General features: G+C 62.4%; 10 protein-coding genes. 7 read left to right on the top strand and 3 right to left on the bottom strand.

The features are described from left to right. Positions 1–155: 155 nt before the first annotated feature. Positions 156–890, bottom strand: coding sequence for a 30S ribosomal protein S2 (rpsB, locus tag U9R80_RS05990; protein WP_273893268.1), 735 nt, complete (start codon positions 888–890; stop codon positions 156–158). Positions 891–1,229: 339 nt separating this feature from the next. Between rpsB and map the strand changes: the two genes are divergently transcribed. From map to dapC, 3 genes are read left to right on the top strand one after another with little or no spacing between them, the layout of a single operon-like run. Then, complete coding sequence (gene map / locus U9R80_RS05985) at positions 1,230–2,012, top strand: type I methionyl aminopeptidase (protein ID WP_028942986.1); 783 nt, start codon at positions 1,230–1,232, stop codon at positions 2,010–2,012. A 21-nt stretch (positions 2,013–2,033) separates the two neighbouring features. After that, on the top strand, positions 2,034–4,733 hold the full coding sequence (locus U9R80_RS05980) for a [protein-PII] uridylyltransferase (RefSeq protein ID WP_301837232.1): 2,700 nt from the start codon (positions 2,034–2,036) through the stop codon (positions 4,731–4,733). A gap of 22 nt (positions 4,734–4,755) precedes the next feature. After that, entirely contained in the window at positions 4,756–5,949 is a 1,194-nt protein-coding gene (dapC, locus tag U9R80_RS05975) for a succinyldiaminopimelate transaminase (RefSeq protein WP_301837233.1), read from the top strand. A gap of 54 nt (positions 5,950–6,003) precedes the next feature. Here the strand turns inward: dapC and U9R80_RS05970 are convergent, their stop codons facing one another. After that, complete coding sequence (locus U9R80_RS05970; RefSeq protein WP_301837234.1) at positions 6,004–7,650, bottom strand: Na+/H+ antiporter; 1,647 nt, start codon at positions 7,648–7,650, stop codon at positions 6,004–6,006. A 230-nt stretch (positions 7,651–7,880) separates the two neighbouring features. On the opposite strand from U9R80_RS05970, the gene U9R80_RS05965 reads away from it, so the two are divergent. From U9R80_RS05965 to U9R80_RS05950, 4 genes are read left to right on the top strand one after another with little or no spacing between them, the layout of a single operon-like run. Beyond that, entirely contained in the window at positions 7,881–8,243 is a 363-nt protein-coding gene (locus U9R80_RS05965; RefSeq protein WP_274117627.1) for an ArsC family reductase, read from the top strand. A 42-nt stretch (positions 8,244–8,285) separates the two neighbouring features. Beyond that, positions 8,286–9,320: a 2,3,4,5-tetrahydropyridine-2,6-dicarboxylate N-succinyltransferase gene (dapD, locus tag U9R80_RS05960; protein WP_301837235.1), complete on the top strand. Its 1,035-nt coding sequence runs from the start codon at positions 8,286–8,288 to the stop codon at positions 9,318–9,320. Positions 9,321–9,374: 54 nt separating this feature from the next. Beyond that, positions 9,375–10,580: an aminotransferase class V-fold PLP-dependent enzyme gene (locus U9R80_RS05955; RefSeq protein ID WP_301837236.1), complete on the top strand. Its 1,206-nt coding sequence runs from the start codon at positions 9,375–9,377 to the stop codon at positions 10,578–10,580. Next, positions 10,577–10,987: a SufE family protein gene (locus U9R80_RS05950; protein ID WP_301837237.1), complete on the top strand. Its 411-nt coding sequence runs from the start codon at positions 10,577–10,579 to the stop codon at positions 10,985–10,987. The genes U9R80_RS05955 and U9R80_RS05950 overlap by 4 nt, the downstream gene beginning before the upstream one ends. On the opposite strand, the gene tcdA is transcribed toward U9R80_RS05950, so the two are convergent. Then, positions 10,966–11,787 (bottom strand): tRNA cyclic N6-threonylcarbamoyladenosine(37) synthase TcdA, encoded by an 822-nt coding sequence (gene tcdA / locus U9R80_RS05945; RefSeq protein ID WP_301837238.1) that lies wholly within the window; start codon positions 11,785–11,787, stop codon positions 10,966–10,968. The genes U9R80_RS05950 and tcdA overlap by 22 nt on opposite strands. Between the last annotated feature and the right edge of the window lie 241 nt (positions 11,788–12,028).

Here is a 12,028-nt window from a genome sequence, read left to right as displayed (position 1 = left end):
CACCCGATACTTGACGGGCGTTCAATTCTGTAAATCCACTCACCAGCACTCATGCCCTGACAAGGTTGCAACGGCGATGCTGACAAGAGGATTTCAAGGTGGCAAAAAGGGGGCCTAGCCCCCTTTTTGCGTGCCGAGTAGACGCCAGGCGTCAATTACTCAGCAGCTGGTGCTGCTTCTTCCGCGTAAACTTCGGTGCCGCCGGCAACGTTGTTACGACCACGGATAACGGCGTCAGCCATCGAACCCATGTACAGCTGGATAGCGCGGATAGCGTCATCGTTACCTGGGATGATGTAGTCAACGCCTTCTGGGCTGCTGTTGGTATCGACAACGCCGATGACCGGGATGCCCAGCTTGTTGGCTTCGGTGATAGCGATGCGCTCGTGGTCAACGTCGATCACGAACAGGGCATCAGGCAGGCCGCCCATGTCCTTGATACCACCCAGGCTGCGATCCAGTTTTTCCAGATCACGGGAGCGCATCAGCGCTTCTTTCTTGGTCAGCTTGGTGAAAGTGCCATCTTCGGCCTGAGTTTCCAGGTCGCGCAGGCGCTTGATCGAAGCACGGATGGTTTTGTAGTTGGTCAGCATGCCGCCCAACCAGCGGTGATCGACGTACGGCGAACCGCAACGTGCTGCTTCTTCAGCAACGATCTTGCCAGCGGAACGCTTGGTGCCGACGAACAGAATCTTGTTTTTGCCCTGGGCCAGACGCTCTACGAAGGTCAGAGCCTCATTGAACATTGGCAGGGTTTTTTCAAGGTTGATGATGTGAATCTTGTTGCGCGCGCCAAAAATGTACTTACCCATTTTCGGGTTCCAGTAACGGGTTTGGTGACCGAAGTGCACACCGGCCTTCAGCATATCGCGCATGTTGACTTGGGACATGATAGTTCCTTGATAAGTCGGGTTGGGCCTCCACGTATCCCAATGACCAACCCCGGATCTGTGATCTGAGGCACCCAGGTCATCGTGTCGACACGTGTGTGGGTTTAAGCTTTCGGGGCTATCCCCGCAAAGCGGCGCATTTTATATCACAGAAGGCGGGCAAACGGAACCCGAAATAACATCGGCCTTCAGCGCTTTTGCACCGGCGCCACAATCGCGCCAGAATGCCTCTATATAAAGGCTGTATCAGCACCATAGCCGCCTGAGCGGGCAGTGCTCTGGTAGAATCCGGCCTTTCCTCAGTTCATTCGCGCACCCCAGCGCCGTAGAGAGCCTGCAATGACCGTAACCATCAAAACCGCCGAAGACATCGAAAAGATGCGTATCGCCGGCCGCCTGGCCGCCGAAGTCCTGGAGATGATCGAAGAGCACGTCAAGCCCGGTGTCACCACCGAAGCGCTCGACCGCCTGTGCCACGACTATATCGTCAATGTCCAGAAGGCGATCCCGGCGCCGCTCAACTACAAGGGCTTCCCCAAGTCGATCTGCACCTCGGTCAACCATGTGGTGTGCCACGGCATCCCCGGCGACAAGCCGCTCAAGGACGGTGACACGCTGAACATCGACGTGACCGTCATCAAGGATGGCTACCACGGCGACACCAGCCGCATGTTCCACGTCGGCAACGTGCCGGTCTGGGCCGAGCGCCTGTCTCAGGTCACCCAGGAATGCATGTACAAGGCCATCGAACTGGTCAAGCCGGGCTGCCGCCTGGGCGATATCGGCGAAGTGATCCAGAAGCACGCTGAAAAGAACGGCTTCTCGGTGGTTCGCGAATTCTGTGGCCACGGCATCGGCAAAGTGTTCCACGAAGAGCCGCAGATCCTGCACTACGGCCGCGCCGGTACCGGCATGGAACTCAAGGAAGGCATGACCTTCACCATCGAGCCGATGATCAACCAGGGCCGTGCCGACACCAAGGTACTGGGCGACGGCTGGACCGCCATCACCAAGGACCGCAAGCTCTCGGCGCAGTGGGAACACACCCTGGTGGTGACCGCCACGGGCTACGAGATCTTCACCCTGCGTAAAGACGACACCATTCCCCGCACGTCGGCCTGATTCAAACAGGAAAGTGACTCGATGCCCCAGGTGGATCCCGAGCTGTTCGATCGCGGCCAGTTCCAGGCTGAACTGGCCCTCAAGGCAAGCCCTATCGCTGCCTTCAAGAAGGCCATCCGCCAGGCGGGCGAAGTCCTCGACAAGCGCTTTCGCGACAACCGCGAGATTCGCCGGCTGATCGAGGACCGCGCCTGGTTCGTCGACAACATCCTGCAACAGGCCTGGAACCAGTTCACCTGGAGCGAAGACGCCGATATCGCCCTGATTGCCACCGGTGGCTACGGGCGCGGCGAACTGCACCCCCACTCCGACATCGACCTGCTGATCCTGCTCGACAGCGCCGACCACGAGGTGTTTCGCGACTCGATCGAACGCTTTCTGACCTTGCTCTGGGATATTGGCCTGGAAGTGGGCCAAAGCGTGCGCTCGGTCGAGGAATGTGCAGAACAGGCGCGCTCTGACCTGACCGTGGTCACCAACCTCATGGAAAGCCGCACCATCGCCGGCCCCGAGCATCTGCGCCAGCGCATGCTCGAGGTCACCAGCATCGCGCACATGTGGCCGAGCAAGGAGTTCTTCCTGGCCAAGCGCGCGGAGCAGAAGGCCCGGCACCACAAGTACAACGACACCGAATATAACCTTGAGCCCAACGTGAAGGGTTCACCGGGCGGGCTGCGCGACATCCAGACAGTGCTGTGGATCGCTCGCCGCCAGTACGGCACCCTCAACCTGCACGCCCTGGCCGGGGAAGGCTTCCTGCTGGAAAGCGAGAATGCCCTGCTGGCCTCCTCCCAGGAGTTCCTGTGGAAGGTGCGCTACGCCCTGCACATGCTGGCAGGCCGCGCCGAAGACCGCTTGCTGTTCGACCACCAGCGCAGCATCGCCGCCCTGCTGGGTTTTACCGATGAGAACCCCAAGCGGGCCATCGAGCAGTTCATGCAGCAGTACTACCGGGTGGTCATGAGCATCGCCGAGCTCAGCGACCTGATCATCCAGCACTTTGAAGAAGTCATCCTCGACGACGACAGTGGCAATACCCAGCCACTCAACGCCCGTTTCCGCCTGCACGACGGCTACATCGAGGCCGTCAGACCGAACGTGTTCAAACGCACGCCGTTCGCCATGCTGGAAATCTTCGTGCTGATGGCCCAGCACCCGGAAATCAAGGGGGCGCGCGCCGACACCATTCGCCTGCTGCGCGAACACCGGCACCTGATCGACGACGACTTTCGCAACGACATTCGCAATACCAGCCTGTTCATCGAGCTGTTCAAGTGCGAAATCGGCATTCATCGCAACCTGCGGCGGATGAACCGCTACGGCATCCTCGGTCGCTACCTGCCGGAGTTCGGCCTGATCATCGGGCAGATGCAGCACGACCTGTTCCACATCTATACGGTCGACGCGCACACCCTGAACCTGATCAAGCACCTGCGCAAACTGCAGTACACCCCGGTGTCCGAGAAATTCCCGCTGGCCAGCAAGCTCATGGGCCGACTGCCCAAGCCTGAGCTGATCTACCTGGCCGGGCTCTATCACGACATCGGCAAGGGTCGCCAGGGCGATCACTCCGAGCTCGGTGCAGTGGACGCCCAGGCCTTCGGCGTCCGCCACCAATTGCCGGTGTGGGACAGCCGCCTGATCGTCTGGCTGGTTCAGCATCACCTGGTGATGTCGACCACCGCCCAGCGCAAGGACCTCTCCGACCCGCAGGTGATCCACGATTTTGCGCAGCTGGTGGGCGACGAAACCCGCCTGGACTACCTCTATGTGCTCACCGTGGCCGACATCAACGCCACCAACCCAAGCCTGTGGAACTCCTGGCGTGCAAGCCTGTTGCGCCAGCTCTACACCGAGACCAAGCGCGCCCTGCGCCGGGGCCTTGAAAACCCGCTGGACCGCGAAGAGCAGATCCGCCAGACCCAGAGCTCGGCCCTGGACATCCTGATCCGCGAAGGCACCGACCCGGACGACGTCGAGCAGCTCTGGGCGCAACTGGGCGACGACTACTTCCTGCGCCATACCGCAGCCGACGTGGCCTGGCACAGCGACGCGATCCTGCAGCAGCCGGCCGACGGCGGCCCGCTGGTGCTGATCAAGGAAACCACCCAGCGCGAGTTTGAAGGCGGCACGCAGATCTTCATCTACGCACCCGACCAGCACGACTTCTTCGCCGTGACCGTAGCGGCCATGGACCAGCTCAACCTGAACATCCATGACGCCCGCATCATCACCTCCAGCAGCCAGTTCACCCTCGACACCTACATCGTGCTCGACAACGATGGCGGCTCGATCGGCGACAATCCGCAGCGGGTCAAGGAGATTCGCGACGGCCTGACCGACGCCCTGCGCAACCCGGATGACTACCCGACCATCATCAAGCGTCGGGTGCCGCGCCAGCTCAAGCACTTCACCTTCGCGCCGCAGGTCACCATCCACAACGACGCCCAGCGCCCGGTCACCATCCTCGAGCTCAGCGCCCCCGACCGCCCTGGCCTGCTGGCGCGGATCGGCAAGATCTTCCTGGAATTCGATCTGTCGCTGCAAAATGCCAAGATTGCCACCCTCGGCGAGCGGGTCGAAGACGTGTTCTTCATTACCGACGCCGACAACCAGCCACTGTCCGACCCCCAACTGTGCAGCCGCCTGCAGGACGCCATCGTCGAGCAATTGCGCGTCGACCAGGCCGCCGTGGTACCGATTTCCCGCCTGACCATTTAACGTTTGACGAGACCTTGCGCCGATGAACACCGATCTGCTTCAGCTTCAGCCTTATCCGTTCGAGAAACTGCGTGCATTGCTCGGCAGCGTTCAGCCAGCTGCCGACAAGCGCGCCATTGCCCTGTCGATCGGTGAGCCCAAGCATGAATCGCCGGCCTTCGTCGCCCAGGCACTGGCCGACAACCTGCAACAGATGGCCGTCTACCCCACTACTGCCGGCCTTCCGGCCCTGCGCCAGGCCATCACCCGCTGGTGCGAGCGTCGCTTCAATGTGCCAAGTGGCTGGCTGGATGCCGACAAACACGTGCTGCCGGTCAATGGCACCCGTGAAGCCCTGTTCGCCTTCACCCAGGCCGTGGTCAACCGCGACGCCGACGGCCTGGTGATCAGCCCCAACCCGTTCTACCAGATCTACGAAGGCGCGGCCCTGTTGGCCGGCGCCACCCCGCACTACTTGCCCTGCCTTGACACCAACGGCTTCAACCCCGACTTCGACGCTGTTTCGGCCGACACCTGGAAGCGTTGCCAGATCCTGTTCCTGTGCTCACCCGGCAACCCCACCGGCGCTCTGGTGCCGATGGAAACCCTGAAAAAACTGATCGCCCTGGCAGATGAGCACGACTTCGTGATTGCCGCCGATGAGTGCTACAGCGAACTGTATTTCGACGAACAAACCCCGCCACCAGGCCTGCTCAGCGCCTGCGTGGAGCTGGGCCGCAGCGACTTCAAGCGTTGCGTGGTGTTCCACAGCCTGTCCAAGCGTTCCAACCTGCCAGGCCTGCGTTCGGGCTTCGTCGCCGGCGACGCCGAGATCATCAAGCCGTTCCTGCTGTACCGCACCTACCACGGCTGCGCTATGCCGATCCAGACCCAGCTGGCGAGCATTGCTGCCTGGAACGATGAAGAACACGTACTGGCCAACCGCGACCTGTACCGCGAGAAATTCGATGCCGTACTGGAGATTCTCGCGCCGGTGATGGATGTGCAGCGCCCGGACGGTGGCTTCTACCTTTGGGCCAAGGTGCCGGGTGACGATGCCGAGTTCTGCCGCGACCTGTACCAGACCCAGCACGTCACCGTGGTGCCGGGCTCCTACCTGTCCCGTGAAGTGAATGGCGTCAACCCGGGGGCCGGCCGTGTGCGCATGGCGCTGGTTGCGTCGCTGGCTGAATGCGTGGAAGCGGCGCAGCGGATTCGCGCTTTCTTGCAGAAGTGAATTTTCGCGGGGCAAGCCCGCTCCTACCCGGTAGGAGCGGGCTTGCCCCGCGATTCATTTCACCGCCCCCAGGTTTGCCTCGCTCAAATCCAGCTCCCCCAGCACCTCGCGTACCACGTCATCGCCCACTTGGTGATGTCGATGCAGCTTGTACAACTCCAGCCGCTGCGCCCGCAGCGCACGCAACCGCAAGCGCCGCTCCAATTGGTCCATCTGTTCGGCCAGGGCCTGCGCCTCGGCATTGTCATTGAACGTATCCAGTTGATGCCGGTACTCGGCCATCAGGCGCGCCTTGAGCTCCGCCGCCAGCGCTGCCTGCGCCGCGTCCTGAGGGGCTCCAGGCTCGGCCAGTTCTTCGGCCTCCAGGGCATGAATCGCAGCTTCGGCCGTACGCCGCCAGGCTTCCTTGGCTTCCTGGCGCAAGGTGTCATCCGGACTCTTGGGCACCCCACGCAACAAAACCGGCAGGGCGATACAGGCCGAGACCAGTGAAAGCAAAATGACGCCCGCGGCGATGAAGATCAGCAGGTCCCGCTCCGGGAATGCAGTGCCGGTGCTGATCAGCAGCGGCACCGACATGACACCGGCCAGCGTCACGGCCCCGCGCACGCCGCCGAGGGTCAACAGCCAGCAGGACCGTGCATTTGGCACCTCCACCAGATCCTTCTTGCCGCGCCAACGCCGGATCATGCCGATCAGGCGCCATACGCCCTGCACCCAGACAAAACGCAGCACCACCAGCATCGCAAAGATCGCCACCACATCCAGGCACCGCCACAGCAGGGTTGGCCACAACGACGCCTCATGGCTGGTGACCGCCTTGATGATGTCCGGCAACTGCAGGCCCAGCAGCAGGAAGATCAAGCCGTTGAAGCTGAACTCCAGCAGCGACCAGACACTGCGATTGAGCAGGCGGGTGCTGGTCTGGCGCGGCAGCAAGTCGAGCCAGCTCTGCATCATCCCCGCCGCCACCGCCGAGAGAATCCCGGAGGCGCCAAGGCGCTCGGCCAACACATAGGCGGCAAACGGCAGCAGCAACATGAACACCACGTGGGTGGCCGGATCATCCCAACCGCGGGCGATCATCCAGGCGCGCAAGCGCCCTACCAGCCAACTGAGCGCGACACCGATCGCCAGGCCACCGACTGCCACCAGCACGAAGGTGAGGCTGGCCTGGGCCAGCGAGAACGCCCCGGTAATCGCCGCCACCAGGGCGAACTTGAAGGTCACCAGGCCCGTTGCATCGTTCATCAAGGCTTCGCCCTGAAGCATGTGCATCAAGGGCGTCGGCAGGCGGTCCTGGGTAATGGCCGATACCGCTACGGCGTCGGTTGGCGACAGCACCGCGGCCAGGGCAAAGGCCACCGGCAGCGGGATGCTCGGCAAAATCCAGTGAATGAAGTACCCGGCACCCACCACGGTAAACAGCACCAGGCCTACCGCCAGTGTCAGGATCGGCCCACGCAGGCGCCACAGATCACGCTTGGGCATGCGCCAGCCATCGGCAAACAGCAACGGCGGCAGGAACAGGAAGAGGAACAGTTCCGGGTCCAGCGCTACGTGCAGCCCCAGGGTCGGCCATGCCAGCAAAGCGCCGGCGCCAATCTGCACCAGCGGCAGCGGCAACGGGATTACCCGACCCACGAGTTTGGAGACACTCACCAGCATCAGCAGGATGAGAACGGTGTAGGCTGATTGCATACGGCGTGTTCCTGTTCAATTCATGCGCAATCAATGGCGCACATGCCCCGGACAGGGCTTGCCATTGAAACGACATAGTAGCCGTTCAGGCTGCTGGCGCACCGCTGCACAAAAGTCGCAGAGGCTGCCGAAACCTGTAACACAATGCTACAAAGTGCCTCGGCAAGGGCAACCCAAACCGGTTGACCGTGGCATAATCCTTCACCATTTTTTCCCAGGAGGGGCAAGACATGATCAACCGCGACAAGCCATTGCACCTTTATGGAATCAAGGCCTGTGACACCATGAAGAAAGCCCGTACCTGGCTGGAAGACAAAGGCCTGGGCTACGACTTTCACGACTACAAGACCCAAGGCATTGACCGTGACAGCCTGAACCGCTGGTGCAACGAACACGGCTGGGAAACTGTCCTCAACCGTGCCGGCACTACCTTCCGCAAGCTCGACGACGCTCAGAAGGCCGACCTCGACCAGGCCAAGGCCATCGAACTGATGCTGGCCCAACCGTCGATGATCAAGCGCCCGGTGCTCGATCTCGGCGAGCGGACCCTGGTGGGCTTCAAGCCCGACCTGTACGCAGCCGCCCTTCAATAACGCGGCGCCAAGCTTTCATTCAAATTCGCAAGAGGTAACTGCATGTCCACTACCCTGTTCAGCCTGGCCTTCGGTGTCGGCACTCAAAACCGTCAAGGCGCCTGGCTGGAAGTCTTCTATGCACAGCCACTGGTCAATCCGAGCGCCGAGCTGGTTGCCGCCATCTCGCCAGTGCTGGGTTATGAAGGTGGCAACCAGGCCATCGCTTTCAGCAACACCCAGGCCGCCCAGCTGGCCGATGCCCTCAAGGGTGTCGACGCCGCCCAGGCCGCCCTGCTGACCCGCCTGGCCGAAAGCAACAAGCCACTGGTCGCTACCCTGCTGGCCGAAGATGCCGCCCTGACCTCCACCCCAGAGGCCTACCTGAAGCTGCACCTGCTCTCGCACCGCCTGGTCAAGCCGCACGGCCTGAGCCTGGCCGGCATCTTCCCGCTGCTGCCGAACGTGGCCTGGACCAGCCAGGGCGCCGTCGATCTGGCAGAGCTGGCCGAACAGCAACTCGAAGCCCGCCTGAAGGGCGAACTGCTGGAAGTGTTCTCGGTCGACAAGTTCCCGAAAATGACCGACTACGTCGTGCCGGCAGGCGTGCGTATCGCCGACAGCGCCCGCGTACGCCTGGGTGCCTACATCGGTGAAGGCACCACCATCATGCACGAAGGCTTCGTCAACTTTAACGCCGGTACTGAAGGCCCAGGCATGATCGAAGGCCGCGTTTCTGCGGGCGTCTTCGTCGGCAAGGGTTCGGACCTGGGCGGCGGCTGCTCGACCATGGGTACCCTGTCGGGCGGCGGCAACATCATCATCAAGGTCGGCGAAGGCTGCCTGATCGGCGCCAACGCCGGTATCGGCATCCCGCTGGGTGACCGCAACACCGTCGAAGCCGGCCTGTACATCACTGCCGGTACCAAGGTGGCCCTGCTCGACGAGCAGAACCAGCTGGTCAAGGTAGTCAAGGCTCGCGATCTGGCTGGCCAGACCGACCTGCTGTTCCGCCGCAACTCGGTCACCGGCGCAGTAGAGTGCAAGACGCACAAGTCGGCCATCGAGCTGAACGAAGCGCTGCACGCTCACAACTAAGTGGTACCATCGGGTCTGGCCTAACGCCAGGCCCGATATTCAGGTCCGATCATCATGTTCCAGCCCTCCCCGTGGCGTGCTGACTTTCCAGCCATCGCCGCCTTGCAACGCCAGCACCAGACCTACCTGGACAGCGCTGCCACCACGCAAAAACCACAAATCCTGCTCGATGCCCTGAGCCATTATTACGGCCACGGCGCCGCCAATGTGCACCGTGCCCAACACCTGCCCGGCGCCCTGGCTACCCAGGCGTTCGAGCGCAGCCGGGAAAAGGTCGCCGGCTGGCTGAATGCCGGCGACACCCAGAACATCGTCTTCACCCATGGCGCCACATCGGCCCTGAACCTGCTGGCTTATGGCCTTGAGGGGCAGTTCGAGCCCGGTGACGAAATAGCCATCAGCGCCCTGGAACACCACGCCAACTTGCTGCCCTGGCAACAGCTGGCCCATCGTCGCGGCCTCAAGCTGGTGATCCTGCCACTGGACGGTCGCGGCCTGATCGACCTGGAAGTCGCACTTCAGCTGATTGGCCCACGCACCCGAGTGCTGGCGGTAAGCCAGCTGTCCAATGTGCTGGGCGCCTGGCAGCCCCTCGCACCGCTGTTGGACCACGCCCGCGCCCAAGGCGCGCTGACCGTTGTCGACGGCGCCCAAGGGGTAGTGCATGGACGTCAGGACATGCAGCAACTGGGCTGCGACTTTTATGTATTTTCCAGCCACAAACTCTATGGCCCCGACGGCGTCGGCGTGCTTTACGGCCGCAGCGAAGCCCTGGCGCGCCTGCGCCATTGGCAGTTCGGCGGCGAGATGGTCCAGATAGCCGACTACCACAGCGCCAGCTTTCGCCCGGCGCCCCTGGGTTTCGAGGCCGGCACACCGCCGATTGCCGGCGTCATTGGCCTGGGCGCCAGCCTCGACTACCTGGCCGGGCTTGATCCGAGCGCAGTGGCCGAACACGAAGCCGGCCTGCATCGCCATCTGCTGCGCGGCCTCAATGATCGCGAAGGCATCCGCCTGCTGGGCCAGCCGCAACTGGCCCTGGCCAGTTTCGTGGTCGAAGGCGTCCACAACGCCGACCTGGCGCATATGCTGACCGAACAAGGCATCGCCGTCCGCGCCGGGCATCACTGCGCCATGCCGCTGCTTAAAAGCCTTGGGCTGGACGGTGCCATCCGCGTTTCCCTTGCGCTTTACAACGATTCCGATGACTTGCAGCGCTTCTTCGAGGCACTGGATCAAGCCCTGGAGTTGCTGCGATGAGCCTGCCCGAAAGCGCACAAGAGGCCCTTGTCAGCTTTGAGCAGGCGGCCGGCTGGGAACAACGGGCTCGCCTACTGATGCAATGGGGCGAGCGGCTGGTAGCGTTGAGTGACGAGGAAAAATCCGAGGCCAATCGCGTTCACGGTTGCGAAAGCCAGGTCTGGCTGGTGGCTGAACAACACGAGGGGCAATGGCGCTTCAAGGGTGCCAGCGATGCGCGGATCATCCGCGGCCTGCTGGCACTGCTGCTGGTGCGGGTCGAAGGCCTGTCCAGCACTGAACTGGCGCAGCTCGACCTGCCCGCCTGGTTCCATCAACTGGGCCTGGGCCGCCAGCTCTCCCCCTCGCGCAGCAACGGCCTGAACGCCGTGCTGCAGCGCATGGCTCAGCTCGCCGCCGGCACTTGAGCCTTGCGCTCGGAAGGACGACGGGCACCACCCACCAGTTTTTCCACCGCCTTGCTGGCGGCGACCATGCCGAAGGTCGCCGTCACCATCATCACCGCGCCAAAGCCGCCGGAACAGTCGAGCTTGACGCCCTCCCCGACGAAACTCTTCTGCAGGCAGACACTGCCGTCACCTTTGGGATAGCGCAGCTGCTCAGTGGAGAACACGCACGGCACGCTGTAGTTGCGGGTGACCGTACGGGAAAAGTTGTAGTCCCGACGCAAGGTCGAACGCACTCGCGAAGCCAGTGGGTCGTTGAAGGTCTTGTTCAGGTCAGCCACCTGGATCTGGGTCGGGTCGATCTGCCCGCCGGCGCCGCCGGTGGTGATGATGGTGACCTTGTGCCGCTTGCACCAGCCGATCAACGCGGCCTTGGCCATGACACTGTCGATGCAGTCGATCACGCAGTCGATGTCCTTGCCGATGTATTCGGGCAGGGTTTCCTTGGTCACGAAGTCCACCACCGCATGCACCTTGCACGCAGGATTGATCGCCCGCAGGCGCTCGGCCATGACCTCGGCCTTGGCGCGACCGATGTTGCCTTCCATCGCATGCAACTGGCGATTGGTGTTGCTGACACAGACATCGTCCAGGTCAAACAGCGAGATCTCACCGACGCCACTCCGGGCCATCGCCTCGGCCGCCCACGAGCCGACGCCGCCGATGCCGACGATTGCCACATGGGCCTCGCGCAGGCGCTGCAAGCCGTTGTCGCCATACAACCTTGCAACACCGGCAAAGCGTGGATCATCTGTACTCATGGCCATACCCCGAAAAAACCGGCGCGCATTATAGGCCTCTTGCGGCCCGATGCCATCCCGCTTCAGACCGGACGCCACGCACGAGTTGGTAAAGTCGGCGCTAATCCTGCTTTAATGTCCGATGCAATCTTCAGTCTTGGACGACAACAGCACGGGCCCAAGAACTTCATCACGTGGAGTCTATCTAACCTACAGCCGCCAACCTGTACCTACACAGCATAGGCCGGCCAAGAGCACGATC

The sequence above is a fragment of the Pseudomonas sp. JQ170C genome, from assembly GCF_035581345.1.
Lineage (GTDB): Bacteria > Pseudomonadota > Gammaproteobacteria > Pseudomonadales > Pseudomonadaceae > Aquipseudomonas.
This window is presented reverse-complemented; position numbering and strand designations above follow the sequence as displayed.

Excerpts from the sequence above, each read along its gene's own strand:
- rpsB (WP_273893268.1), bottom strand. The coding sequence starts at position 890 with ATGTCCCAAGTCAACATGCGCGATATGCTGAAGGCCGGTGTGCACTTC.
- map (WP_028942986.1), top strand. The coding sequence starts at position 1,230 with ATGACCGTAACCATCAAAACCGCCGAAGACATCGAAAAGATGCGTATC.
- U9R80_RS05980 (WP_301837232.1), top strand. The coding sequence starts at position 2,034 with ATGCCCCAGGTGGATCCCGAGCTGTTCGATCGCGGCCAGTTCCAGGCT.
- dapC (WP_301837233.1), top strand. The coding sequence starts at position 4,756 with ATGAACACCGATCTGCTTCAGCTTCAGCCTTATCCGTTCGAGAAACTG.
- U9R80_RS05970 (WP_301837234.1), bottom strand. The coding sequence starts at position 7,650 with ATGCAATCAGCCTACACCGTTCTCATCCTGCTGATGCTGGTGAGTGTC.
- U9R80_RS05965 (WP_274117627.1), top strand. The coding sequence starts at position 7,881 with ATGATCAACCGCGACAAGCCATTGCACCTTTATGGAATCAAGGCCTGT.
- dapD (WP_301837235.1), top strand. The coding sequence starts at position 8,286 with ATGTCCACTACCCTGTTCAGCCTGGCCTTCGGTGTCGGCACTCAAAAC.
- U9R80_RS05955 (WP_301837236.1), top strand. The coding sequence starts at position 9,375 with ATGTTCCAGCCCTCCCCGTGGCGTGCTGACTTTCCAGCCATCGCCGCC.
- U9R80_RS05950 (WP_301837237.1), top strand. The coding sequence starts at position 10,577 with ATGAGCCTGCCCGAAAGCGCACAAGAGGCCCTTGTCAGCTTTGAGCAG.
- tcdA (WP_301837238.1), bottom strand. The coding sequence starts at position 11,787 with ATGAGTACAGATGATCCACGCTTTGCCGGTGTTGCAAGGTTGTATGGC.